This is a genomic window from Rhodanobacter sp. TND4EL1, assembly GCF_054061035.1.
In genome coordinates, this window is record NZ_JBSSDT010000004.1 from 298,903 (window position 1) to 324,173 (window position 25,271).

Genomic DNA, 25,271 nt, shown 5'->3' on the forward strand with positions numbered 1-25,271 from the left:
TTTTCATTGGTGCGCCAAGGATCAGGGGCTGGTCGATCAGTGAGATGTCATGCTGGATGCGCCACCTCCCGTGGATTTTAGAGAAACCAAATCATGGCGTGTGGCGGTGGCGTAGCGATCCGGCCACAACTTCGCGGCCGTCGTGGACAGCCGCTGCGCAATGGTGGCTTCGATCCGACGCGATCGCCGGGCTCCTTGGGAAACCGAAGTGACCGTCGTCGGTGCGACGCCCAAGTCGCGGGCAACCTGAGCCAGTGACGTTCCAGCCAGCCGCAGGCGCATCTTGATTTGTTCGTGCTGTTTTCGCGCACGTTGCAAGCGAGTAAACTCGTGGGAAGTAGTGTGACTCACTATAGGCAGTTATGAGTAAGGTCGCAACGCCCTCGCAAAACGTCTCCATCGGCAAGCGCTTAACCGCCGTGCGGGCGACCTCCGCTCTGAGCCAAGGCGCGTTTGCCGAGACGCTTGGACTGTCGCTACGTGCCTACGCCAACTACGAGCGGGGTGAGCGGGAGATGCCGGTCGCCCTGTTTCGTGCCTTGTATGAGACCTACGGCATCGATCCCGTCTGGCTACTGGACGGTCCAGGCGAGCAACCGGTGAAGGCGGCCACGCGCGCCACCGACGTGGCGCTGGTCGACCGCATCATTGACTGGGTCGATACGGAGCTGGCGTCGATGGGCAAGATACTGCGGCCAGAGCAGCGATTGCGCATCCTGAAAGCAGCCTATGCGCTAAGTGCCGAGAAGGGACGGCTCGAACCCGCCTCGATGAGAGAATTGCTGTCGGTGGTGGTAAGGCGATAGCGGGTTTAGCGGAGCTGCCACTTCGGTTATGTCATTACTTTTTCGTCCGGAGACGTATCATGAAAGATCCAGAAGACTTCGAAGCGGCGCTACGGCGCGATCTGCTGGACGCCGTCCGTGAGGGTGCTGCCTGCGCTCAGAACGACGACGAGAACGATCGTGATCGCCAAGCCATCGAAGACGAACGTACCTTCATCGCCCGCTTCGGGTTTGACCGCCCCCGGCGATACCGGGAGAGTCTGATCAAACTGAAGCACATGGCAGACCTCACCGATCGGGAAATTCGTCTGATGCATCGCACCTTCTCGCTTCGCTCGGACGCGCAGGGGGTCCAGCTGAATGCAAGTCGCGGTCTCGCGATTTTGGGGCGCGTGGTGCTGGGCATCTTGAGCCTGCAGCTGATCAACGTCTGGGTGCTCGCCGGGCACGCTTCGATGCCCGCGCCGATGCTTGCGTGTCGTTTCTCCGGCCTCATGATCATGTTGATGGCGATGGGTTGGTTCGTACACTGGGTCTATATCCGACCTTGGCAAATCCAGCAACGGACTCGAGCGCCATGACCCGGCTGTGAAACGATCACCGATTCACTCCTATCGCGCGATTCGAAGAACTAAATAGCGGCAATCCGCGGCCCATTAGCGACCCTCGCTTTCCACCGGCGTGATCGCCAAATCATGCAAACGTCGTGAGGCCAAGTGTTTGAAGCGCAGTGAAACGAAAACGCTCGTTAAGCAATCAGTATCCCGATAGGAAGCAAGCTCCTTCCTGTGGCGCTCTCAATGATAGCCTTCGCCCGCTCGTACCTTGCCGCGGAACACGCGGTAGGAGTACGCGGTGTAGAACAGCACCACCGGAATCATGATGATCGCACCGACCAGCACAAAGCCCTGACTGGACGGCGGCGAAGCGGCGTCCCAGATGCTCATGGTCGGCGGCACGATGTTCGGCCACACGCCGGCCACCAGGCCGAGGAAGCCGAGTGCGAAAAAGCACAGCGCCAGCACGAACGGCGCAACCTCGCGGTTCTTCAACACCGCGCGCCACAGCCATGCGGCCACCACGATGGTGAGTATCGGCAACGGTGAGAGATACAAAAAGTTGGGCCAGGTGAACCACCGGGCCATCAGACGTGAGTCGAGGAACGGCAGCCACGCGCTGACCATGATCATGAAGGCGACTACCGCCATCATCAGCGGTCGAGTCAGGTCGCGCGCGATGCGTTGCGGCCTACCCTCGGTTTTCAGGCCCAGCCAGGTGGCACCGAGCAGGCCGTAGCCGAACACCAGCGCCATGCCGGTGAGTACCGAGAACGGGCTGAACCAGGCGAACGTACCGTGCACGTACTTGCCGCCTTCCAGCGGCATACCCTCGACGATGGCCCCCAGCATCAGACCCTGCGAGAACGCCGCGACGACCGAACCCAGATGGAAGGCCGCCCCCCAGATACGCCGCGACGTGTGCGCACGGAAGCGGAATTCGAAGGCCACGCCACGGAAGATCAGTGCGATCAGCATGGCCAGCACCGGCAGGTACAGAGTGGACAGGATCGTGGCGTAAGCCTTCGGGAATGCCGCCATCAGACTTGCGCCGCCCATCACCAGCCAGGTCTCGTTGCCGTCCCAAATTGGCGCGGCGGTGTTCATCATCAGTTCCTGCTGTGCCTCGTCATCGGCAAACGGCGTGAGGATGCCAATGCCGAGCACGAAGCCGTCCAGTAGCACGTACATCATGATCGCGAAGCCGATGATGAAGAACCAGACCACCGGCAGGATGGTGGAAAGCTCCATGATCACTCCTCCTCGCCTTCATTGGACTTGCCTTCATCGACCGCCGCCAGCGGTCGCGAAGCAGTAGCGCCGAAGCCGATGCGTTCTGGCGCGGTGTCCGGGCCATGCCGCAGCACCTTGAACAGATACCAGCTGCCGAAGCCGAACAGGATCGTGTACGCCACGAAGTACACGATCAGCGAGGTCAGCACGCTGGATGCGGGCACCGGACTCGCCGCGTTCGCGGTGCGCAACACGCCGTACACCACCCACGGCTGGCGTCCGATCTCAGCCGTGTACCAGCCCGTCAGCAGGGCAATGAATCCGGCCGGCATCATCGCCATCCACCAGCGCAGGTACCAGCGGCTGCCGAACAAGCGTTTTCGCCACCAGAGCAGGAGGCCGACCGCGGCCAGCGCCAGCATTAAAAAGCCCAATCCCACCATGATTCGGAAACTGAAGAACGGCGGAGCGACCGGCGGCCGATCCTGCTTCGGGAAATCCTTCAGGCCCTTTATCTCACCGCTCCAGCTGTGGGTAAGAATGAGGCTGCCAAGGTGTGGCACATCGACGGCGTATTGATTCATTTCCGCCTTCTCGTCCGGCCATGCAAACAGGGTCAACGGCACATTGTGTTCCGTGGTCCAGCGCGCTTCGATCGCGGCCAGCTTCGCCGGCTGGTATTCGCGCACCACCTGGCCGGACATATCGCCCACGATGATCTGCAACGGGATCACGATAGCCACGAACACCAGCGCGCAACGAAGCATCAAGCGCGCCTTGTCTTGCCATTGACCACGCAGCAGATACCACGCCGAGACGCCACCGATCACCAGTCCCGTGCTCAGAAAGCAGGCCAGCACCATGTGCACCAGCCGCGTCGGGAACGAAGGATTGAAGATTGCCGCCCACCAATGGGTGGCATGGATCACTCCGTCGGCAATCGCGTAGCCCTGCGGTGTCTGCATCCAGCTGTTGGCTGACAGAATCCAGAAACTGGAGATCAGCGTGCCCAGGGCCACCATGCAGGTGGCGATGAAATGCGTGCGATGGCTTACACGGTTCCAGCCGAACAGCATCACCCCGAGGAAGGTCGCCTCAAGGAAAAATGCCGTCATTACCTCGTAATTGAGCAGCGGCCCCAGCACATTGCCGGCCACGGTCGACAGGCCGGCCCAGTTGGTGCCGAACTGGAAACTCATCACGATGCCCGAAACCACGCCCAGTCCGAACGAGCCGGCGAACACCTTCAGCCAGAAAAAATACAGGTCGCGCAGCATCTGGGTACGCTTGCGCAGCCATAGCGCCTCCAGAAACACCAGCCAGCTCGCCAGCCCGATGGTGAAGGCAGGAAACAGAATGTGGAACGACATCACGAATCCGAACTGGATTCGCGACAGGAACTCGGCGTCCATTGATGGCTCCCTTCCAAGCGTGCAATGCGCACCATGCTACGCCAGCCATCGGGTGCGCGATTAAGTACGTGACATTGCGTCGCGGCAGCGTTGCAATGGAAATTCCGCTGGTGCGGCTGCGGAAAGCATCTTCTTCGATTGCAATAGAACTACAGGCTTCGAAACGTTCAACGACGCCCAATTCAGTAGCGCGAGTGCACTACTTGGGAACGGGAACATTACGCTGACAAGCGGCTCAATGTGCCACTCATCGGGAGTGCCCCGCGGTTACGCAGTCAAAGCGGGCCGTGGCTTTGCCGCAGGCCAACCCCATTCCTTGCCCTTAAGCATCACGTTCCAATAAAGCCATGGGAAAAACCGTGTCTTGAGCGGCCAGTAGATCCGCCGCGCGCCACGCGGATCGAGCCCGAAACTCGATACGACCTCGCCGCCGTAGCGGAACTCCGCCACCAGCACCTTGCTGTGCGAAACCGTCAACGGGCACGCCGCGTAACCGTCATAAGTGCGGGTTTTGGCGGACTCGCCAAGCGCTTTGCGCAATTCGCCCACGAGCACGGGGTACTGGCGCCGGACCGCCGCCATGGTCTTGGAATTGGGTGTGTCGGTGCAATCGCCAAGCCCGAACACGTTCTTGTACTTCGTATGCGTGAGTCGATGCTTGTCGACGGTCACCCAGCCGGCGTCACCGGACAGCGGGCTGTTCTTGACGACAGGCAGCGGTGACTGTGGCGGCACCACGTGCAGCATGTCGAATGGACAGGTGATGCGGCCATCCTCGGTCTCGAATATCGCCTCTTTCCGTTCGCCATCGACCGCAACGAGATTATGCTTGAAGTACGGCGTGGCGCCATAGTCCGCCATGATCTTGTCGAGTTCGTGCGAATACGCCGGCACCCCGAACATCGCGCCGCCCTGGGGATAGAAACCGACGTTCGCCTTGACCCCACGTTGGCGCAGCGTATCGGCCGTCAGATAAAGCGCTTTCTGTGGCGCGCCGGCGCACTTGATCGGCATGACCGGTTGGGTGAACAGCGCGTTGTCTCCGGCTTTCAACGATTGCGCCAACTTATGGGTATAGGGAGCGAGATCGTAACGATAGTTCGATGTCACGCCGTTCTTGCCCAATGTTTCTGTTAGCCCTTCGATGGCATCCCAGTCGATCTGTAGTCCGAGGGCGACGACCAGAAAGTCATAGGTCACTCGGCCACCGGAGGCTAGTTCGACTGCGTTGTCGTCAGGTGCGAAGCCGCTAACGCTCTCCTTGATCCATTGTGCCCCGGGCGGCATCACATCCGCCTGGGGCCGGCGGGTGTCTTCCGCGCGCATATCGCCGCCCCCGACCAGTGTCCAGCCGGGCTGATAGTAGTGACTCTCGCTTGGCTCGATGACCGCAACATCGAGCTGCGGCGACTGGCGTAACAGTGTGGCCGCCACCGAAAGTCCGGCGGTACCGCCGCCGGCAATTACGACACGGTGATGCTGTTGAGAATTTGGCGCATTCGTCATCTCGCTCTCCTGTCAATCATGGATAACCACAGACATCCAGAACACCAGCTATATCAGCCAGTGGACTCATGATCAGAAAGCGAGGGATTCGGTCGATGCGTTGGAAAACACCGCCAAGACTTCGTCGCGGCACCAACGCGCTTTTCCCTCAATTTGGCAAGCGTTACTTCCTGTTCATGCAAGTTTGCGCTTTGCTTCCAGGGTCCTCTCTCTTGAGTCAATCAATCGGCGTTTCTCAGCTTTTCGCGCACCGCGTCACGCATCGTCGTCAATCCGGCGGCATCACCGTACGCAAGCGCGTCATCGACACCGAGCCCGCGTTTGCTGAAGGCATGCAAGGCGATCAACGCGCCCACCCGATTGCCGCTGCCGCAGTGGATCAGCGCGGGACGATGCTCGGCTCGTGAGAGCACGACATCCAGTGACGCCACCGCTTCAGCACTCAGTCCGTCTGCGTCAGCAACCGGTATATGCACGTAGTCCAACCCGAGTTCTCGTACCACGCGGCCTTCATCAAATTCATCGAACTCACTGACGGGCCGCAGATTGACCACGCTGCGATAGCCGGCAGCGGCCACGGCTTCAAAGCACTTGTGGTCGGGCTGCCCACCGGTAAGCAAATCCGGCTCGATCTGACACGCATTTTTCAACTCGATTGATGGGTCGGTCATCTCACGTTTCTCCACCATGACTTTGATTGTTTCCAAAAAATTTCGAATCGATCAGGCCGCATGAGCGGGCGCGTGCGACAGCAAGCCGGGGATCGTGCGCCACAGGATGAAACCGCACATCAGAATCAGAAATACGCCGAACGCCTTGCGTAGCCCCTGTTGCGGGATACGCCGCGCGACCACATTGCCGACCAGGCTACCGCCCGCGCCAATCAGGATGAACACACCGATGACGTGCCAGTTCAATGCTTCCCCCGCGGCGCTCAACAAGGCGGCGTGCTTGTAAAAGCCGCTGATCGAATTGATCACGATTACCGCAAGGCTGGTCGCTACCGCGCGATGCATGCTCAAGCCGCCCAACATCACCAATGCGGGCACCAATAGAAAACCACCGCCGACGCCGACGAACCCCGTGACCACACCGACGCCGATGCCCGCCGCTATTAGCCAGACCAGCGCGCGCTCGCCGCCGGCCTCGCGCATCAATTTGGACGGGCGCAACATCGCCCACGCAGCCACACCCATGATCGCTGCGAATACGGCCAGCTGGACTAGGCCTGGCACGAACTGCGAAATCCACGAACCACCGTAGGTTGCCACCACTCCTGGCAAACCGAACAACAGCACATGGCGCCAACTCATCAGCCCTTGCGAGGTGTAGCGCACAGCACCCACCAACGCGATCGCGCCGACGATGGCCAGCGAACCGGCGATCGCCTCCTTGGCCGGCTGATGCAGCAGATACACCAACACCGGCACTGTCAAAATCGAGCCGCCCGAACCCAGCAGGCCCAGACTGATGCCTACCGCCAATGCTCCCAGAAAAGCGTAAATCACGTGCGATCCTCCGCTGACCCGCAATACAAATCATGCAGAACCGCCATGATCTGGCTGGCTCCGGTGTCAGCCAGACGATAGAAAATGCTCTGTCCCTGCCGCCGCGTGACGACGACGCCTTCACGACGCAACACCCCCAAATGCTGAGAAAGTGAGGACTGACTCAGGGCAATCCGTTCGTTGATCTCGCTCACGGACAATTCGCCGCGAGCCAGATGACACATCACCAGCAGGCGGTTTTCATGCGCCAGAACCTTGAGCAAACTGGCGGCTTCGGCCGCGTGCGCCTGCATCTCGTCCATGGACGTCGAGGACTCCTCGCGCGTATCAACTGGATCGATTGGCGCTGGGCGGACAGATGATTTGCGCCGCGTGTGACGGCCTGAAGTAAGTGAATTCATGCAAATATCATATTTGATTAATTTACATATGTCTAATATATTCTTGCCATTAGATTGAGCGGATCGAGCCATGACCCAGATGCCACATGTCAAATCGTTTCTGCATCCCGACACGTCCACGTTTTCGTATGTCGTGTGGGATCCCGAGTCGCGCAAGGCCGCGGTGATCGACAGCGTGCTTCACTACGAAGCGACCTCGGGGCGTACCTCCACGCATTACATCGACCAGATCGTGACGTTCGTGCGTGAGAACGATCTACAAATCGAGTGGGTGCTGGAAACCCACGCCCACGCCGATCACGTGGCAGGAGGTGCGTACGTCAAGCGCGCGCTTGGTGGTCGCACCGGCATCGGCGCAGGCATTCGCACGGTGCAGGAGCATTTCAGCGATGTGTACGGGCTGGACCGTGGCTTCATGCATGACGGATCTCAATTCGATCATCTGTTCGAGGATGGCGAAACCTACAAGATTGGCGACATTGAAGCACGCGTCATCGCCACGCCGGGCCACACACCCGATCATCTAACCCATGTCATTGGTGATGCGGCGTTTGTAGGCGACAGCTTGTTCATGCCCGACGGCGGCACCGCCCGTTGCGATTTTCCCGGTGGCGATGCGGCGACACTCTATCGGTCGATTCAACGCCTGTTTGAACTACCCGACGAAACTCGCATCTTCGTGCTTCACGATTACGGCCCGAATGGCCGTGAGCGTATGTACGAAACCACGGTAGGTTCCGAGAGACGCGACAATATCCATGTCGGCGATGGCCGCTCGGAGGCAGAGTTTGTGAAGTTGCGCACCGAGCGTGACAAGACACTGAGCATGCCCGGCCTGATCATTCCGGCGATCCAGATCAATATCCGCGCTGGCGAATTGCCGCCGGAACAAGACAACGGCACGCGTTACCTCAAGATCCCGCTGAATCGGGCGCAGGGCTTTTCAACCATCGCTGACGACGAGCCTCCCACACCATGACCATCGTCAACTTCACTCCCTTGACCGGCTTTGCCGGCGGCTTGTTGATTGGCATCGCCGCCAGTGTGTTGTTGTGGTTCAACGGTCGCATTGCCGGCATCAGCGGCATTGTCGATGGCGCCATGGCCAAGCCGGGCAGCGAGACGATCTGGCGCTGGCTCTTCCTGCTGGGGATGCTCGGCGGTGCAAGTATCGAGTTCTGGCTGATTCCCGCACGCCGCGCCTTTGAAACGGGCTTGTCGTGGCCGATATTTCTACTGGCTGGCGTTCTGGTGGGCATCGGCACGCGCCTCGGTGGTGGCTGCACCAGTGGCCACGGCGTATGCGGGCTTGGCCGACTGTCGGGACGCTCGCTGGTCGCCACCGCCTCGTTCCTCACTACCGGCGTCCTGACGGTTTTCATCGTCCGCCACGTATTCGGAATCCACTCATGAAAAACGTGATCAGTGTGATTGCGGGGATCTTGTTCGGCTTCGGACTTGCGCTGGCGCAGATGACCGATCCGGCGAAAGTCATCGGCTTTCTCGATGTCACTGGAAATTGGGACCCCACCCTGGCCCTCGTGCTCGGTGGCGCCGTGCTGGTCACGCTGGTCAGCTTTCGTTTCATCCTGCGCCGTGCACGACCGGTGTTCGACGTCAAATTCAACCTGCCGACGCGTCGCGATATTGATTCGCGCCTGATTCTTGGCGCAGCCCTTTTTGGCGTGGGCTGGGGCTTGGCCGGCCTGTGTCCGGGGCCCGGCGTGGCTGCCATCGCACAAGGGGCGTGGCAGCCGCTGGTGTTCGTGGTCGGCTTGGCGGCAGGCATGCTCGCTTTCCGCTACACCCGGCAACAGCAACCGCAGGCAGACAGCAAATGATCCAGCAATCTTGAAGAAGCACCGCCTGCGTCTTCAGCGGCACCTCCACTTGGCAACAACGCTACGTTTTTCGTGATCAAGTCAGCGGAAGAAGTTGTTCAGCCGCAGCCCTGTCCATCGGCGCCTCAAATCGGCCGATCACACGAATATCCTCATCCACAACCGCACTTCAACCGGAGATCGACATGACACTTCAAATTGGCGACACCGCTCCTGACTTCGAGATCGATAGCACCGAAGGCAAGATCAAGTTCCATGAATGGATCGGCGACTCCTGGTGTTTCTTCTTCAGCCATCCCGCCGACTTCACTCCCGTGTGCACCACCGAAATTGGGCGCACCGCGCAGCTTGCGAAGGAATTTGAGGCCCGCCACACCAAGCCTTTGGGGCTCTCCACGGACAGTGTGGAAGAGCACAAAAAATGGCTTCTGGATGTCAACGACACTCAGAACACCACGGTGGAATTTCCGATCGTCGCCGATCTGGATCACAAGGTGGCACAGCTGTACGGGATGATTCACCCGAACGAAAGCAACACCGCCGCGGTCCGTTCGCTGTTCATCATCGATCCGAAAAAGAAGATTCGCTTGACAATGACCTATCCGATGAGTGTCGGCCGCAACTTTGACGAGATACTGCGCGTGATCGATGCATTGCAAGAATCCGACAAATACAGCGTTGCCACCCCGGCGGGCTGGAAAAAAGGCGACGATGTCATCATCCCGCCGAGCATCAGCGACGAGGACGCAAAAACCAAATTCCCGCAAGGCTGGAATGAAATTCGCCCTTATTTGCGTATGACCAAGGTGAAATAAGGCGTTCGTTCCCAACAAACAAGCGCCATCAGTCCCGCTGATCACGACCGGTTTTCGCTCTACTAAAATGTTCCGTTGGTGGGGAGCATCACCCTAGCTATTAACGGTCGGAACTGTCGTTCTCACAAGCTTAATTGTGTGGCCGGTGGCGCTCGTCATTCCCGTTTGGCGATTTCGCGCAGCGATATGCGCTTCACGCAGACCAATGCGTTGACAACCAGAGCATTGGGGATTGGATCATCGACGATGGACAACGAGTCAGCATTGCGCTCATCGCAGGTCAGCGCCGTCGGCGCAGCGCTCACTACGCAGGACGGTTCCGATTGTCGGTTCGTTCGGCGCCAGACCCAAAGACAATGAGCAGTGCAGGAGTCGGCCTGTGCGTCAGAAATACCAATCCAAACGGTGTGGGATCCGGAAAGACCCATCAATTGGTCGGCTTGCTGCCCAGAATGGCTTCGATGTCTTTACCTTGCGGCAGCCCCTGCTTGACGCTGACTTCGCCATTGGCCTTTTTGTACAGAATGGTCGGTGTCGCGAAATAGCCCAGTGATTGCATGAGTTCGTTGTTCGCAGTCACCTTTTTGCGCGCGGCATCGGGGATATTGTCGGCTACCTTGATGCCACCCTGGCTGTATTCGCGCTCAGCACGCGCGAACGCTGCAGCCGGATCTTTCGAGGCCAGAATGGTGGCGGCTTTCGGTGCACTGTCGGCCTTGAGAATACCAACCATCACGTGGCGGATCTGTACCTTGCCGGCATCCACCCACGGACGCGCGACCTCCCAGAATTTGTGGCAGTAGGGGCAGTTCGGATCGGTGAACTCGTAAACGATTGTCTTGGCGTCCTTGCTGCCATCGAGCACCCAGGCCGCCGATTCCATTTGTTTCCACGCCTTCTCACCCTGTGGGCCGGCGACGATTCGCTCGAGCGGCCCAGAGGTCATATCCTTGCCAGCAGCATCAACCAACGTACCGACAATCGCGTGTTTGCCGTCACTAGTCACGTAGATGGCAATGGGTCGACCCTGCACCGTTGCGGCATAACCGGTCAAGCCAGACGGGGCATCGAACTTCTCGACGACTTTCAGGCCTTGGGCGGAAAGCGCGGTCACTGGTGCGGGCTGCGTGGTGTCGGCAGCCTCGGAGATGCGCGGCCAGGTGAACAGGACATAGGTGCCGATCAACAGCGCGGCAAACGGCAGTGCCAACAGGTTGCGTGTCATTTTTTTCATGGGGAATCCTTCAGTTGTGCCGAATCATCGGTGGTCAGGTTGAAACGATTGAGCGCTCGGCCCAGTGTGGCCTTGGAAAGCTGACCAAGATGGCTATCCACCAGCCGGCCGTCGGCGGCGTAGAACAGTGTTGTGGGCAGCGCGGCTGAACCGGCCTGTTGGCCAACTTCAGCGCGGGGATCCCGCAGCACGTGATCGATGTCCAGTTTCATTTGATTCATGAACTTCTGAATGGTGGGCGTGGCCTCGGCCTGGTTGACGAAGACGAACAGAATGTCGGAGTGCTCGTTTTGCGCTTGTTCCAGCACGGGCATCTCCGCTCGGCACGGCGGACACCAGGTCGCCCAGAGATTGACGACCATCGGCCGGTTGCCTTCGCTTTGCTGCAGACTCGCCAATTTGGTCACCGCGCCATCGAGCGTGTACAGCTCGGTCTGCGGCGGCCGACTGGCCTGATTCTCGATCAGGCTCAACGCGCCGCTGGTCAACCCCCATGTCAGCACACCCGCGAACAGCGCGGCGCCCAGCGGGCCTCGCAGCGCCGGCTTGCGCGTGGTGAGGTAACTGGCATACAAGACCATGACGAGCAGGCCGGCGACAACCTCGAAGCCGCCGTCGCGAATATCGATCCACGCCAGTGGGTCAAAACCGTAGCTTGAAAAGTAGTGAGCGACAAAGGCTATGCGCGCTGCCACAACGGCCAGAAGCGCGAGATTGAACAATCTGTCACCGATGGCCAGGTCACGCCGTCGCGCGGCCAGCTTGCCCACGATCAACGCGACAACGAAGGCGAGGATCATGAGGGCCTGACCGACGGAAATAGCCAGTGGGCCGAGATTCACTGAGAGCAATCGCGCCATCTCTGCAAATGAGGGGATGTCAACGCATCCGGTTTATTCATGCCGTTCCGCGACACGAAAGGTCGCGCGGCTCCGGTCGACGATGGGATGGCGAAGCATCCAAAGCGATGCAAAGGCGGGCATTCGTCAAGCTTCACGGGCCAATATCTCCATGAAGTCTTTGCAAGACACAAACTCAGGTGCGCTCACGCACAGTGCCTCGATCAAGCGACGGTCAAAGTTGCACACGCTTTGAGCAAACTCTGCGCACCGCGTGCACTGGCCTGCATGTGTGCACGCCGCCTCACTCAATTCATTGGGTGTTGCCAGACATTCTGAATGGAAATCACGACACTTCATGGCAAAGCCTCCTCCGGCGAACTCGCCGGAAACGATAAGGGTCAACGTCAAAATTTGTCTTTGGCGCGGGAAAGATGTTGCAGGAATTCATCCGCGTCCAGTTCGCCGACCACACGGGCCGCGCGACGCTCCTTCCCATCGGGGCCAATCAGCAAAATGGTCGGCGGGCCGATGATATTGAAGTGCTGCATCAACGCGCGATCGGCGGCGCCATTGGTTGTGACGTCTGGACGCAATAACTGAAATTTGTCGAGCGCGGTTTGGACTTGCGGTTTGCCAAAAACCTTCTTCTCGATCACCTTGCAGGAGATGCACCAGTCGGCGTAGAAGTCCACCAGCGTCCACTGGCCATTGGCGGATGCCTTGTTGATTTTCGCGTTCAGGTCGTTCAGATCGGTCGCGCCTTTGAAACGATCCATGAAATCATCCGACTTCGCCGAGGATGCGGTCGGCGACGATGCAGCTGTCGAAGTAAAAGCCAGCGGCTGGCGAAAGCTGGCGGCACCACCGGCCGCGCCGACGACCAGCAATCCGCCCCAGAGGCCGAGCAGCAGTCCGCTGACACGTGAGATCATGGGTACTGGCCGGGTTGGTGTCGTCGAATGCCCCGCCAGTAGGTAGAGCGTGACGCCCATGGCTACCAGCAATGCTCCCCAGAGTCCCAGCGTAATGTTGTCCGGCACCACGCGCTGGACGAACCAGATAGCCGTACCCAGCAGCACAAAGCCGAATACAACCTTGACGCCGGACATCCAGGCGCCTGGCTTGGGCAACAGACGGGCACCGATCGTCCCAGCGACGATTAGTGGTGCGCCCATGCCCAGGCCCAGCGCGAACAAGGCGCTGCCGCCCAGCACGGCGTCACCGCTATCGGCGATATACAACAAGGCCCCAGCCAAGGGCGCGGTCATGCACGGACCGACGAGTAGCGCCGACAAAACGCCCATGATGGCGGCACCACCGAGGTGACCGCCGCGTTGACGATTGCTCGCGCTATTGAGTCGATCACGCAAGCCTGCCGGAAGCTGCAACTCGTAGACACCAAACATGGAAAGTGCAAGAACGACGAAGATCAGCGCGAAAGCACCCAGTACCCACGGTATCTGCATGGACGCCTGCAGGTTGGCCCCGGCGAGCGCCGCCGCTACGCCCAATAGTGCATAGGTGACGGCCATTGGCAAAACATAAGCTACGGAAAGGACAAACCCACGCCGTCCGCTCGCGCCGCTACCTACAATCAAGCTGGTCAGAATCGGCACCATCGGCAGCACGCAGGGGGTGAACACCAGCAGTAGCCCGAGGCCGAAGAACACGCCTAGAACCCAAGCGGCATTGCCGCGGGAGAGACTTGCGGCCAGGGATTGATCCTGACCGAGATCGGAGGCGCTGGCTGATCTATTTCCATTGGACACCGCGGTCGCGGTGGAGGAGTCGTTTCCACTACTGACACTGTCGGTTCTACTGCCACCGCCCATGCCGTAGTCGGCAACATCCAGCGTGGCGTGCTGCGGTGGATAGCACAGTCCGGCTTCGGCACAGCCCTGCCAGGCAATGTCCAGCGTGCGCGCCACGCCGGGATCGACGGTAACCGCCACCTGGTTGTGGTACACCTCGGATTTGCCGAAGAACTCGTCTTCGATCGTTTCGCCGTCAAGCATCTGGACGTCGGAAATAGGCCCTGCCTCGCTTTCGAATTTGAACTGATGCCGGTACAGATAGTATCCAGGGGCGATATCCCACGTGATCGTCAACGTATCGTCGGCATTGGCCACCACGTGATGGGAAAATGCTTGATCCACCGGCAGAAAATCGCTGCCGCCCAGTTGCGCCATCGCCGGCATAGACAGCATCAGGAGCAGACCAGCGAGCGCGACGGCAAAGAAGGCGCTTAGACGGGACATTTGAACTCAGTTGACCGAAGAATCCGGCATCTTGGCCGACGATCATTAAGTCAGGATTAACTGAGTCCAGGTTGTGCGAAATGGCAGCCGGTATACTGTGGCCCGGCCACTCGCTAGCACGCCATGCATGTACTGCTGATCGAAGACGATGAACTAGTGGGGTCAGGTATCGATACTGGGCTTCGGGTCGCTGGTTTCACAGTCGACTGGGTCGCGACTGCGGCTGGTGCGCGAATGTCTCTTGCGAGCCTGCAGAGTGATGTCGTCGTGCTCGATCTCGGTTTGCCCGATGCCGACGGCCTGACTTTGCTACGAGATTGGCGTGCCCAAGGCCAGACCGTACCGGTTCTGGTATTGACCGCGCGCGACGGCATCGCGGATCGAATCGCCGGTTTGCGAACCGGTGCTGATGATTATTTGCTGAAACCTTTTGATCTGGATGAGCTGACCGCGCGCCTGCATGCGCTATTGCGGCGGGCCGCCGGGCGAGCACGCCCGCTCATCGAGCATGGTCTCTTGCGCGTCGATACTCACAGCCGTCAAGTTTGGCGCGACGGGCATGAAGTGGAGCTCCCACGGCGCGAATTCGCGCTGCTGGAAAAATTACTTAACGCGCGCGGAGGGATTCTCGATATCGAACAGCTGAAGGACAGCCTCTACGGTTTGGACACACAGGTGGAGAGCAATGCCGTGAACGTGCATATCCATCACCTGCGCCGCAAACTTGGTAGCGGGCTCATCCGGACCGTGCGCGGGCTGGGCTACAGGCTCGGCGAGCCGGACGATCTCGATGGCGGCGGTGCAGAGTGAGCTTGCGCCGACGCCTGCTTGTCAGTCTCGGCTTGTCATTCTGCATACTGTGGGTACTTGCGGCAGCCTGGTTATATAGCGATCTGCGCGGTCAGATGCGCCAGACGCTCGATCAGCGGCTGGCCGCCTCCGCGCGCATGGTGGCGGGGCTGGTCGCGCAACTTCCGGAAGGCGCATGGGCGCAAGTCGGCGAGCCCATGATGTCCATGCCGCAGAGCACGGGCGTCGCCTGCCAGATCAGCTCGCCACGAGGCCAAGTACTTATGCGCACGCATGGCGATTTCGCTGGCCGACTCGATGCACCGGTAGCGGGCTTCACCGATCGTGTCATCGACGGTCAGCGCTGGCGATTGTTCACCTATGTCCAGAGCGGCCTGCATATAACGACGGCAGACCGACTGGCCGAACGTGTGACCCTGCAGCGCAACGTTGTCGTGGTCGCTGCCGTTCCTTTCGCGGTGGCGTTGTTGGGCAGCCTCGCCGTGCTTTGGCTGGGCATACGTCGGGGACTAAGACCGCTGGAAATTTTGCGTGGCGAGCTGTCACTCCGGGATCCAGAGACGCTGACGCCAATCAGGATCGACGATGTGCCCGTCGAGCTGACGCCGATGATCGATACCCTCAACCGGTTGCTGGTGCGTACCGGCGACATGCTGATGCGCGAACAACGATTTACCAGTAACGCTGCGCATGAGCTTCGCACCCCGTTGACAGCCATCAAGACGCATGTCCAGTTGGCCAGCCGGTTGCCAGCCGGGGAGGCGCGCGCTGCGTTGGCCAATGCAGAAACTGGAATCGCCCGATTACAGCGAACATTGGAACAGTTGCTCTTGCTGGCGCGTGTCGAATCCGACCGAAGTCAATACGAAAATGCACCAGCAGTTTCTGCGTTGATCGTGGACACCACATTGGCGGATCTTGTCGATGGTGCGCGCGTGGCGCTCGACAATGCCGCGCCCAATATTGCGGTCGGCATTTCTCTAGAGTTGGCCACAGCAGCGCTTCGTAATCTTCTCGAAAACGCACTGCGTCATACATCGAAAAACGAGCGGGTCGCACTGGATATCCAAGCCACACCGGCGCAACTTGTGTTTACGGTGCGCGATCAGGGTGACTGGCCATCGGGCCAGAGCACGCAAAATCTGACTCAGCGCTTCTGGCGTAAAGGCAATGACCAACATGGGCGTCAGCGCGGTGTGAAAGGCAGCGGGCTGGGATTGTCGATCACGGCCGCGATCGCTAAACGCTTCGATGGGGCGTTGGATTTCGAAGCACCGGACACCGGTGGCCTAATCGCTCGCCTATCGTTGCCCCGTGCTCATGCAGATGAACACCGATGATGGTATCGAGCCCGACGCGTCAATCGATCGCGTCCTGAGGCAGGTAGTGGTTCACTCACTTTCGGAGCTACTGGCCGAATCAGCCCCTCGGCGAATTCCATAACCTCTAGCATCGACACACCAACGCGCTCGGTTAGCTAAAATCCGCGCGCCGACGATGGCGGTGGCTCGTCGGCGAGCGGCCCTTGGGCACGGACAGTCACCGCCGGGAGGAACGGAGTCGAGAACCGTCTTTCGCGGCTGATCAGCATCGGTAAAACAACCCTTGTTTACCGAAACACGAGCCAGGCTTGGCGACCAGCATCTCAGCTTGAATTGTCTGCGAACTTGTGCGGACTGCACGCATTTGCCTACGATGCTTAGCACCCTAACCTGATCAGAAACGTAACGCTGATACGCGTCAAGCAGCAAGGTGATCGCTGGGTACCGGAACTCCGATCATAATTGTCCAGCACGCGCATCTGATGAAGAGAAAAAAGCTTAGAGACTGCTTTTAAGGGGTATCGGGACGGTCAAGTGGGCCATTTGGCGATTGAAACAAATTTCAAACCTATATCACCCCGATGGAAAGCAGCAGACCGGCGATCGGCGTAACGATTGACCAGGTGCTGCTCGCCAATTTCCGGTGCCAAACCTGCGGCCTCGTCTTTGATGTCGCCCGCACGGGCCCAGCACCGAACTGACGCGGCCCCACTGACTGCATCGTGCGGCCGCGGCCACCATCGTGTCGTCCCTTTCCACGTCCTCGCGACGCATAGAGCCCGGCCTCACCGCCGGGCTCTATGCGTTTATGCCGTTATCAAGGAGTTCGTCATGCAACTCGCGCAATCGTTGACCCACACCCGCTACAAGCTCACCGGCGAAACGACCGAGCAGGACGTACTCGCCGCAGCCGAAGCCATCCTGAAGTGCCGACTGGAACGTCAAGGAAGCATTGGCACTCCGATGGACGCCAGCGACTTTCTGCGTATGCGTTTGGGGCCGCTCCTGCACGAGGAGTTCCACGTCCTGTGGCTAGACAACCGCCACCGGATCCTCGATTGCCAGAAGCTTTTCACCGGCACTGTCGATGGAGCAAGCGTCCACCCCAGGGAAGTGGTGCGAGCGGCGCTGGCCATCAACGCCAGTGCGGCGATCCTGGCGCACAACCACCCCAGTGGCGTGGCCGAGCCCAGTGCGGCCGACCGTATGCTCACCCACGAGCTTCGCGAAGCGCTGCGGCTGATCGGGGTACGTGTCCTTGACCACATCGTGGTGGGTAGCGAGTGCGTCAGCATGGCGGACAGGGGACTGATCTGATGACGATGCTCACCGTGGCGCTGCCCTTCGCCGGGTTCTATGGCTCCCACCACGATGCCGATCTGAGCTATGCCCTGGAAGCAATGTTCACCAATGACCATGGTGACTTCTGTCCGGGCCTGACCGATCGCGTGAGCGGTGCCTGCGACTGGTCGGCGGTTCATCGCGCGTTCGCCAGGGCGTTTGCGGAGACCTATTGCGAAGAGGTGGGCATCGATGGTGCTCGGTTCGAATCGAGGGACTCGCCAACGTTCTACAACTTCGAAACGGATCGCGTGTTCATCGAACTTCCACCAGAAGAGGCGCGGCGGATGCTGCGCACGACCTCGCCCGCCGCCCTGGATCAGGTTGCCAGGGATCGCCATACGTCTCGCAGCGGGTTCATCTCGTTCTACTCGCCCGACTGGCGCACGTGGGGCGAGGTGGAGGGGTGGGATCACAACCAGCTGCAGACCCTGATCGAGGCGTACGTGCGGGAGACCCGGAGCGAGCTGGACGAGACCGGTCTCATGGAGAGTGCCCGGTGCAATGGACGGATCGAGGGATTGGTGGAAAGCAACACCCCGGGATTGAGCGGCTCTATCGCATTCACGACTACCTGCGCCGACGAGAGGAACGGGCGTGACCACTGCACCCCAATCCCTGGTGGCTATTCGGCCATGCACAAACTCCCTGTTCCAAGCTGGAATTTTGCGACATGTGGTTCTCAGCCTGAGACTCGGGAAGTCGATCCCAAAAAATCTCACCCACATATCACTCAAGTGAAGTCGGAAATTATCGGCTTCGCGTTTGGACGCTCCGCTTCGCAGCGTCCGTAAGGGATACCTGACTCATGACAGGCAAACTCGACACGATCTACTGCGTCCTGGTGGTTGCTACAGCCGTTTTGGTGGGCATCGTTCGATGCACTCGCTGTACCGACCTCAAAGTTCCCTGATCCACAACGTCACAAACACAACGCACGAGGCCCGGCATGTCCGGGCCTTGTGCGTTTTATGTCACCCCCTTACGAGGAAACAAACATGCATCTGGTTGAAACAATGGCTTACACCGGCGAGAAGTCCTGGCATGGCCTGGGCAATAAGCTTGCCCCGCAGCAGCCCATCGATGTCTGGAAGAAGAACGCAGGCATGGACTGGCAGATTGAGCAGTCGGAAGTCCGTTACATCTCTGGCAACAACAATGTCGGGGTTATCCATACCTTCCCGCAGCAAAAGGTGTTGTATCGCTCGGATACGAAGGCTCCGCTGGCCGTGGTGTCCAAGCGCTTTCACGTGGTGCAGCCAGGCGAGATCCTGGAGTTCTACCGAGATCTGACCGCCTGCAACGGCTTCGAGTTGGAAACCGCAGGCGTGCTGCGCGAGGGGCGCAAGTTCTGGGCACTGGCCAAGACCGGCCAGAGCAGCATGCTCAAAGGTCGCGACAGGGTGGATGGCTATCTCTTGCTGGCCACGGCCTGCGACGGCACGCTGGCTACGACGGCGCAGTTCACTTCGGTGAGAGTGGTCTGCAACAACACCCTGCAGATCGCACTGGGGAACACCAGCGGCGCCATCAAGGTGCCACACCGCAGCCAGTTCGATGCAGAGGCGGTCAAACGCCAGTTGGGGATCACCGTGTCGTCCTGGGATGGCTTCGTGGTCCGTATGAAGGCGTTGGTCGATCGTCCAGTAGATCCTGACTCGGTGGAGGGTCTGCTGCGTCGGGTGCTTACCTACGCGGCACCGGACGGCAAGCCACCAGTGGTCAACGAACAGGCTCTGGCCACAGTCCGTTCGCTGTATGAGGGCGGTGGCCGCGGTGCGCTGATGGCTTCCAGTCGTGGCACGGCGTGGGGCTTGGTCAACAGCGTGACCGAGTTCGTCGATCACCACCGACGGGCGCGCAGCGATGATCACCGTCGCGATGCTGCATGGTTTGGGCCGGGAGCTCAGATCAAGCAGCGGGCTTGGGATGAAGTGATGAAGCTGGTGTCCTGAAGAGAAACCTTCGATGGATTGGACACGACCCCGATGGCGCGACGGAAACACAACCATGCGCCTGTCTCACAAACGACGTAAATCCCGGCCACAGGCCGGGATTTACTTTCCATGGCTTTGCGCCGGGTACAAACAAGGATGCCCCAATGGCGGAAATCGGGCAAATAAATCAGAGCACTTTTAACGCGCTTGGGCTCGCTCACGGCTTTCTGCATTCAGCAGCTTCTCAGCGAACGCCTTGCGTTGACCAACAGGTAACTTGACCAGCGCCGCTAAAGCTTCGGCCAGCTTCACTTGCTGTGTTTCGCTCTGGCTGCCCAGGAACAAGATGGCGTCGGCCATCGCCTGCGTAGTAGCCAGCAAGTAAGCGGGCGGGACGTCCAACGCGCGAGCCAACTCGAAAAGGGAATCCAGACTGACAGCCATGGCCTCGCTCTCGTACCGGCTTATGCGGGCTGATGCAGTGTCTTTGTCCAATCCCATACGCACCCCAACTTCACGTTGGCTGAAGCCTCGCAGTTGGCGGGCTTGGCGCAAACGCGCAGCCACCACGCCACGGGGCGCGGATGGGGCACTCATAGGCTGGACGGAAGCGCTGAACGCATGCCGACAGGATGACCTACAGCCTACGCCCCGGGTAGACTCTACGTGTCACGTAAGCCATATGCAAGGTTACTGACAGGGGGAACTGCAGTGATCAGCGGGACAAGGTTCAAGCGCGTTTCCAGCATCGAGCATGTGGACTCGCGTGCCTCAAGCCGAGTCGATGACTGCCATCTGCAACCTAATATCAATTATGCGAACAGGGGAAACATTTGAAGAGATTCCTTCTTGCCTACGTCATGGTGGCATCCACCTTTCTGACTGGTTGTGCAGGAGGCACACCCGACTGCGGTGCCTCAGACACCCTCGACGTGCTCCACGAAGCCATTGTGGCAGAGGTCGAGAAGTACGCGTCTCAGACCACTCGGGGAACCGCCGAAGAGTTTCAAGACATCGCCGAAACCTACGAGATATCCAACATCCGTACGTTGGGTTACGACGAGGACATCGACAGCTACCAATGCGATGCGCGAATCACCTACGCCTACCTCGATCGCGAACGACACATGGACTTCAAGTATCGGGTGGATACCGACCAAGCCGACGGGAACGTATTGATCGAGTACCAAAGCAAGATGCTCGATCCAATCCTTGGCTACGCCATGGGCTTCTGAGTGCACTGACAGAAGCCATCATTAAATTCACACGTCATAGGAACGACCAACATGGGCTTTCTCCTTTACACCCTACTTCTGATTTTCTTCATCATCCCGGTCACGCTGAGAGCCTACTTGAGCCTGAAGAAGGGCCGCCTCCCCCTTCCGTATTTCCAGAACAATGTGGTGGTCAACCGGATCAAGTTGGGGAAGGCAGTCGGCATCTTGTCCCCAATCATCTTCTGGGCATTTCATAGCCTGTTTGTAATCAGCACGATTGTGATGGAAGCGTGGCTGTCAGTGCTGGCATGCTTGACCTATATGGTCATCAGCCCGCTCCTGTCGGGACAGATAAAGCTGAAACAGATCGGCGTCATTCGGGAGACCTCAGCGCCAGTATCCACAAGCGGGGATCAGTCCTGAGCTGCTTCTGCAAGTTCGGCCGGCTCCTTGATGCTGGCCGGCGATGGACGGAACGCAACTGAGGGTACGGAAACAACCTAGCAGCCCGCTTGTCACAAGCGGCATAACGCCCGGCCACTGGCCGGGCTTTTTCTTTCTGGAGGCCTCAAATGAAGAAGCAAGCTGCATTGCGGCTGGTCGACACGCGCACGCTCGACCGGCACCAGTGGCTAGATGTACGCAAGGGTGGCATTGGCAGCTCGGACGCTGCGGCCGCCGTAGGCCTGAATCCTTACAAGAGCCAGTTGGACCTTTGGGTCGAGAAGACCGGGCGAGCAGCGGCAAACGAAGAAGGCCAAGGTGCAGATGACTCTCGCTTTTGGGGTACGTTGCTGGAGCCCTACGTCGCCACCGTCTACCAGAGGAAGTCAGGACGCCGGGTACGAAAGCTCAACGCCGTGCTCCAGCATCCGACATTCCCGTTCATGCTGGCGAACATTGACCGTGAGGTGGTGGGTAGTCCGGAAGTGCAGATTCTGGAGTGCAAGACAGCGGGCGAGTTTGGCTCCCGCCTGTGGCGAGAGGGTGTACCCGAGTATGTGCAACTGCAGGTGCAGCATCAGCTCGCTGTGACGGGCAAGCAGGCTGCAGACGTTGCCGTGCTGCTGTGCGGGCAACAGCTGGAAATTCATCGCATCGAAAGGGACGACAACCTGATCGCCCGCTTGATCTTGCTCGAAACGAAGTTCTGGGAGTGTGTGGAGCAAGACATCGAGCCGCCGGCCGATGGCAGCGAATCTTCAGCACGGGCCTTGCGACAGCTCTATAGCGGCAACGACACGAGCCTTGACTTCACCGGCGATGAAAACCTGGGGCAGGCCTTTGATTCTTTGGCAGCGCTCAAGACAGAGCTTGAGGCGAAGGAGCGCGAGGCGGAACGACTCAAACAGACAATCCAACAGGCCATGGGCGACGCCAGCAAGGCGCTCTTTCCCCACGGCATCGTGACATTCAGGCGGTCCAAGGACGGAACAACACTCGACACCAAGCAGCTTGCCGCCAATCACCCGGATATTGCAGCGAGATACACCGTGGCGCGACCCGGTTCACGCCGGTTCGTGCTGTCGCGGGCTTCCGACAACTGAAAGAGGATAGCGACATGCTAAAAGGTTTTGCGATTACACCGCCCGCGATCGGGCGTATTTCGATCGGCCGAGTGGTCGAACGCAACGGCAAGCGACTGCCGGAAAAAGATGACCAATTCACCCTGACCAGCCAGATCCAGGGCCGTGACGGATGGCTATTGCATCCCCTTGACGAAAAGCTCCGCAAGGAATCCGAAGGCAGCAAGCTGCGCGCGATTCCGGTGCGACTGCTATTCAATGATCCTAGCTTGAACCTGCGCGCAGACTACTCGTTGTTTGATCGCACTACGGGCCGGCCGGTATGCGTAGGCAACGGCGAGACCTGCCACCGCACTGGGAAGGAAGGTATTGCCAGCCTGGCCTGCCCCGGGCCGGATACTTGCACATTCGGGCACGGCGACTGCAAGCCCTACGCACGTCTCAATGTAGTGATTGGAGATGGCCAGGAAGATGCATTGGGTAGCTTCGTGTTGCGCACCACGTCATACAACACCATCCGCACGCTTGCGGCGCGACTGGAGTACTTCAGGGCGGTTTCCGGCGACCTGCTGGCGTGCATGCCGTTAGAACTGAAACTCCGCGGCAAGTCCACCACCATGAGCTTCCACACCCCGATCTATTACGTTGACCTGGTCGTGCGCACTGGCGTGACGCTTGAGCAGGCCGTTGAGGAGGCGCGGGAGTTGGACCTGCGGCGGCAGGCTAGCGGGTTCGACCAAGCTGCGCTGGACGAGGCCGCGCGGCAAGGGTTCGCCAATGGCGCGTTCGAGGAACAGGAAGAAGATGTTCCGGCGATCGTTGAGGAGTTCTACCCAGATGGTCCGGCGGCAGACGCCAGCGATCCGTCGCCCAACAAAGTGCCGACCAGCCTCGGAAGCAAGCTGGACGCAAGGGTGGCTCGCATAGCGAGTGGCGGGTGGCGGTAGCCACGACACGGTGGGGTAAAGAATCGGGGAGGGCGCTTTGGCGCCCTCCTCGTCATGGACTGGCTTCATTTTTTTCGCGTGCAGCGCGTGGCGACCTTTCAGGACGTATTGAGCGCACGCTAACTCGACACTCCTGACCAACTGAACACATGCAGAGAAGCGGGCCTGTTCGACTGCTGGCAATGGATACTTTCCCGAATTCATCCCGTAGGCGAATTACGGATTTATAGACTTTCTATTGGAGCTTCTATAGGAGTTATTAAATGGCGATCATCCAATAGACACCCTGGCATGGATCAAGAGTCACGGCTTCACTCCGCCCCTGTAATTCCTTACGTCACCACAAATACATGTGAACGAATAAGTCGCCATCAACGGATAACCCATGCTCTGCAAGAACCTATCAAAATCATCCCACGCGAGCGAAGCAAAAGATGCGTTCCCAACGGCTTCGAAGATCCATCAAATCATTCGATCTGAGGAGAACCGGGACATGTTGGCCGAAACATGTGTCCGGATGAAAACGCGGAACGGCTTGGTTCAGATGGCAGGCACCGATCAGTACTACGCAACCGATCAGGAGTCGGTGTGGTTTACGACCGAGGACCTTCTCTTCAAGGGCTTCACCGAAAATGCGCTGCCAATGCTCCACAAGGCTTTGCTGCACGACAAAGGTGGAGTGTGCGCGCGTGCGTCAGGGATATGCAGCGGTGGACACCCGCAGGCCTACAAACTCAGCGTCCTGGGGCGCAAGATCGTCCAATGTTGTAACCAGTACCGAGTCGATTGGGGTGTGGCGTATGCCAACCACGTCTTCAATCCGGTAACGGCGGTGATGCTAAGGGCGATGAAGCGCTACGCCCCTTCTATCGTTCAGTGGGAAAACCAAGGTGCCGCCCAGGCACCGGAGTTGGCACGGCTGCTGGAGAAGTTGGCAAGATTCGTTCGCAGGGCCTGCAGGACCCGACATTTCATCAACGAATTGAAGGCGCAAGAGAGGAAGGCGCAGGACAACTTCAACAGTGCTCGTGAGTTCATCTGCCACTTGGCAGACAAGCACTCTCGCCTGCTGATCCTTCGCCTCGATTTGTATTGTGCCCCCTATTTCGATGTGATTAAGGCGGAGAAAGATGTCAACGGATGGTTGCGATGGCTGCGGGGCAAGGCGTGCAAGCGCAATTTGTTACCTGGGTATCTGGGCTACGTCATCAAGTGCGAAACCGGTGCGGTCCGGGGCATGCATTGGCATCTGATGGTGATTTGCGATGGGAATCTCCAGCGTAATGGTGGCTACCTATCTCAGAAATTGGGCGAGGCCTGGGCCCGCCATACCGGGCAGGGACCAGGCAGCTACTACAACTGCTGGGCTGATCGTGCGAAGTACGACTACGATGGTCTGGGAATGCTGGAGTTGGACGATTGGGAAAAGATGGTCGGCCTGCGCAAGGCCTTGCACTACCTCACCAAGCAGGACTGCGTGCTCAAGGTGATCGGCGACAAAGGCCAGTGCTTCCGGCGCTCTGAACGCAAGAAGGTTGGATGCAGCCGCGGCGGCAGGCCTCGCCGACGCGATGACAGCCTTGGGCTTCTCAAACGCATGTTGGGCGGCAAGCGCAGCAAATATCCGCCCGGGTTCGAGCCACAGCTTCGGTTGGGTCGCCTGCCGTCTGCACGGGCGGCCTTGCGCGTACCGGCGTGAACCGAGGCACGCCGGATACGTACATGCGGAAGCGAACGTGTGTAACGCGGAAAGAAAATGCGGCGAAGCATCGACGAAGA

28 protein-coding genes are annotated in these 25,271 nt (G+C 59.2%); 16 read left to right on the forward strand and 12 right to left on the reverse strand.

Translation table 11 applies throughout. The features are described 5' to 3' along the window. Positions 1-36 precede the first annotated feature (36 nt). Complete coding sequence (locus ACVWWQ_RS15080) at positions 37-351, reverse strand: helix-turn-helix domain-containing protein (protein ID WP_457383453.1); 315 nt, start codon at positions 349-351, stop codon at positions 37-39. A gap of 11 nt (positions 352-362) precedes the next feature. Here ACVWWQ_RS15080 and ACVWWQ_RS15085 point away from each other — a divergent pair, with 11 nt between their 5' ends. Together ACVWWQ_RS15085 and ACVWWQ_RS15090 are read left to right on the forward strand one after the other, a co-directional pair. Next, positions 363-806, forward strand: a complete 444-nt coding sequence (locus ACVWWQ_RS15085) for a helix-turn-helix domain-containing protein (RefSeq protein ID WP_133951905.1) — start codon at positions 363-365, stop codon at positions 804-806. Positions 807-865: 59 nt separating this feature from the next. Continuing rightward, positions 866-1,366: a hypothetical protein gene (locus ACVWWQ_RS15090; protein WP_133951907.1), complete on the forward strand. Its 501-nt coding sequence runs from the start codon at positions 866-868 to the stop codon at positions 1,364-1,366. A gap of 216 nt (positions 1,367-1,582) precedes the next feature. Here the strand turns inward: ACVWWQ_RS15090 and cydB are convergent, their stop codons facing one another. The 6 genes from cydB to ACVWWQ_RS15120 all read right to left on the reverse strand — a co-directional run bounded on the left by cydB (position 1,583) and on the right by ACVWWQ_RS15120 (position 7,303). Continuing rightward, a complete protein-coding gene (gene cydB / locus ACVWWQ_RS15095) occupies positions 1,583-2,593 on the reverse strand; it encodes a cytochrome d ubiquinol oxidase subunit II (protein ID WP_133951909.1) in 1,011 nt (336 codons plus the stop codon). A gap of 2 nt (positions 2,594-2,595) precedes the next feature. After that, positions 2,596-3,987 carry a cytochrome ubiquinol oxidase subunit I gene (locus ACVWWQ_RS15100; RefSeq protein WP_133951911.1) on the reverse strand — a complete coding sequence of 464 codons (1,392 nt, stop codon included), beginning with the start codon at positions 3,985-3,987 and terminating at the stop codon, positions 2,596-2,598. Between the two features lie 267 nt (positions 3,988-4,254). Beyond that, the gene (locus ACVWWQ_RS15105) at positions 4,255-5,493 is read right to left on the reverse strand and encodes an NAD(P)/FAD-dependent oxidoreductase (RefSeq protein WP_133951913.1); all 1,239 of its coding nucleotides are present in this window, start codon (positions 5,491-5,493) and stop codon (positions 4,255-4,257) included. Positions 5,494-5,714: 221 nt separating this feature from the next. Then, positions 5,715-6,200, reverse strand: coding sequence for a protein tyrosine phosphatase family protein (locus ACVWWQ_RS15110; protein ID WP_133951915.1), 486 nt, complete (start codon positions 6,198-6,200; stop codon positions 5,715-5,717). Between the two features lie 15 nt (positions 6,201-6,215). Beyond that, positions 6,216-7,001, reverse strand: a complete 786-nt coding sequence (locus ACVWWQ_RS15115; protein WP_133951917.1) for a sulfite exporter TauE/SafE family protein — start codon at positions 6,999-7,001, stop codon at positions 6,216-6,218. Further along, positions 6,998-7,303: a metalloregulator ArsR/SmtB family transcription factor gene (locus tag ACVWWQ_RS15120; protein ID WP_133951919.1), complete on the reverse strand. Its 306-nt coding sequence runs from the start codon at positions 7,301-7,303 to the stop codon at positions 6,998-7,000. Before ACVWWQ_RS15120 ends, ACVWWQ_RS15115 begins: the two co-directional genes overlap by 4 nt. Positions 7,304-7,481: 178 nt before the next feature. Between ACVWWQ_RS15120 and ACVWWQ_RS15125 the strand changes: the two genes are divergently transcribed. The 4 genes from ACVWWQ_RS15125 (at position 7,482) to ACVWWQ_RS15140 (ending at position 10,058) form a co-directional block, all read left to right on the forward strand. Beyond that, positions 7,482-8,381: an MBL fold metallo-hydrolase gene (locus tag ACVWWQ_RS15125; RefSeq protein ID WP_457383460.1), complete on the forward strand. Its 900-nt coding sequence runs from the start codon at positions 7,482-7,484 to the stop codon at positions 8,379-8,381. Further along, positions 8,378-8,815, forward strand: a complete 438-nt coding sequence (locus ACVWWQ_RS15130; protein WP_133951923.1) for a YeeE/YedE family protein — start codon at positions 8,378-8,380, stop codon at positions 8,813-8,815. Before ACVWWQ_RS15125 ends, ACVWWQ_RS15130 begins: the two co-directional genes overlap by 4 nt. Continuing rightward, entirely contained in the window at positions 8,812-9,243 is a 432-nt protein-coding gene (locus ACVWWQ_RS15135) for a YeeE/YedE family protein (RefSeq protein ID WP_133951926.1), read from the forward strand. The genes ACVWWQ_RS15130 and ACVWWQ_RS15135 overlap by 4 nt, the downstream gene beginning before the upstream one ends. 185 nt (positions 9,244-9,428) lie before the next feature. Further along, the gene (locus tag ACVWWQ_RS15140; RefSeq protein ID WP_133951928.1) at positions 9,429-10,058 is read left to right on the forward strand and encodes a peroxiredoxin; all 630 of its coding nucleotides are present in this window, start codon (positions 9,429-9,431) and stop codon (positions 10,056-10,058) included. 155 nt (positions 10,059-10,213) lie between these two features. On the opposite strand, the gene ACVWWQ_RS15145 is transcribed toward ACVWWQ_RS15140, so the two are convergent. The 4 genes from ACVWWQ_RS15145 to dsbD form a co-directional block, all read right to left on the reverse strand. After that, the gene (locus tag ACVWWQ_RS15145) at positions 10,214-10,363 is read right to left on the reverse strand and encodes a hypothetical protein (protein WP_166669784.1); all 150 of its coding nucleotides are present in this window, start codon (positions 10,361-10,363) and stop codon (positions 10,214-10,216) included. Between the two features lie 122 nt (positions 10,364-10,485). Continuing rightward, positions 10,486-11,292, reverse strand: a complete 807-nt coding sequence (dsbG, locus tag ACVWWQ_RS15150; RefSeq protein WP_208321644.1) for a thiol:disulfide interchange protein DsbG — start codon at positions 11,290-11,292, stop codon at positions 10,486-10,488. Continuing rightward, complete coding sequence (locus ACVWWQ_RS15155) at positions 11,289-12,152, reverse strand: TlpA disulfide reductase family protein (RefSeq protein WP_208321645.1); 864 nt, start codon at positions 12,150-12,152, stop codon at positions 11,289-11,291. The genes dsbG and ACVWWQ_RS15155 overlap by 4 nt, the downstream gene beginning before the upstream one ends. A gap of 386 nt (positions 12,153-12,538) precedes the next feature. Further along, positions 12,539-14,392, reverse strand: a complete 1,854-nt coding sequence (dsbD, locus tag ACVWWQ_RS15160; RefSeq protein ID WP_133951930.1) for a protein-disulfide reductase DsbD — start codon at positions 14,390-14,392, stop codon at positions 12,539-12,541. 123 nt (positions 14,393-14,515) lie between these two features. Between dsbD and ACVWWQ_RS15165 the strand changes: the two genes are divergently transcribed. From ACVWWQ_RS15165 to ACVWWQ_RS15185, 5 genes are all read left to right on the forward strand, one after another. Then, a complete protein-coding gene (locus ACVWWQ_RS15165; protein ID WP_133951932.1) occupies positions 14,516-15,202 on the forward strand; it encodes a response regulator in 687 nt (228 codons plus the stop codon). Positions 15,203-15,204: 2 nt separating this feature from the next. Next, positions 15,205-16,542 (forward strand): sensor histidine kinase, encoded by a 1,338-nt coding sequence (locus tag ACVWWQ_RS15170; protein ID WP_208321646.1) that lies wholly within the window; start codon positions 15,205-15,207, stop codon positions 16,540-16,542. An 813-nt stretch (positions 16,543-17,355) separates the two neighbouring features. Then, entirely contained in the window at positions 17,356-17,841 is a 486-nt protein-coding gene (locus ACVWWQ_RS15175) for a JAB domain-containing protein (RefSeq protein ID WP_133951936.1), read from the forward strand. Next, positions 17,841-18,659: a hypothetical protein gene (locus tag ACVWWQ_RS15180; RefSeq protein WP_133951938.1), complete on the forward strand. Its 819-nt coding sequence runs from the start codon at positions 17,841-17,843 to the stop codon at positions 18,657-18,659. The genes ACVWWQ_RS15175 and ACVWWQ_RS15180 overlap by 1 nt, the downstream gene beginning before the upstream one ends. A 204-nt stretch (positions 18,660-18,863) precedes the next feature. After that, the gene (locus ACVWWQ_RS15185; protein ID WP_133951940.1) at positions 18,864-19,820 is read left to right on the forward strand and encodes a DUF932 domain-containing protein; all 957 of its coding nucleotides are present in this window, start codon (positions 18,864-18,866) and stop codon (positions 19,818-19,820) included. Positions 19,821-20,000: 180 nt separating this feature from the next. Here ACVWWQ_RS15185 and ACVWWQ_RS15190 read toward each other — a convergent pair whose 3' ends face one another. Further along, complete coding sequence (locus ACVWWQ_RS15190; protein ID WP_133951941.1) at positions 20,001-20,399, reverse strand: helix-turn-helix domain-containing protein; 399 nt, start codon at positions 20,397-20,399, stop codon at positions 20,001-20,003. Positions 20,400-20,635: 236 nt separating this feature from the next. On the opposite strand from ACVWWQ_RS15190, the gene ACVWWQ_RS15195 reads away from it, so the two are divergent. The 5 genes from ACVWWQ_RS15195 (at position 20,636) to ACVWWQ_RS15215 (ending at position 25,191) form a co-directional block, all read left to right on the forward strand. After that, on the forward strand, positions 20,636-21,037 hold the full coding sequence (locus tag ACVWWQ_RS15195) for a hypothetical protein (protein ID WP_133951943.1): 402 nt from the start codon (positions 20,636-20,638) through the stop codon (positions 21,035-21,037). A gap of 51 nt (positions 21,038-21,088) precedes the next feature. Continuing rightward, positions 21,089-21,442: a hypothetical protein gene (locus ACVWWQ_RS15200; RefSeq protein ID WP_133951945.1), complete on the forward strand. Its 354-nt coding sequence runs from the start codon at positions 21,089-21,091 to the stop codon at positions 21,440-21,442. A 149-nt stretch (positions 21,443-21,591) separates the two neighbouring features. Beyond that, positions 21,592-22,566 carry a lambda-exonuclease family protein gene (locus ACVWWQ_RS15205; RefSeq protein WP_133951947.1) on the forward strand — a complete coding sequence of 325 codons (975 nt, stop codon included), beginning with the start codon at positions 21,592-21,594 and terminating at the stop codon, positions 22,564-22,566. A gap of 14 nt (positions 22,567-22,580) precedes the next feature. Then, on the forward strand, positions 22,581-23,492 hold the full coding sequence (locus ACVWWQ_RS15210; protein WP_133951949.1) for a recombination directionality factor: 912 nt from the start codon (positions 22,581-22,583) through the stop codon (positions 23,490-23,492). A gap of 385 nt (positions 23,493-23,877) precedes the next feature. Beyond that, a complete protein-coding gene (locus ACVWWQ_RS15215) occupies positions 23,878-25,191 on the forward strand; it encodes a YagK/YfjJ domain-containing protein (protein ID WP_133951951.1) in 1,314 nt (437 codons plus the stop codon). The last annotated feature ends 80 nt before the right edge of the window (positions 25,192-25,271 follow it).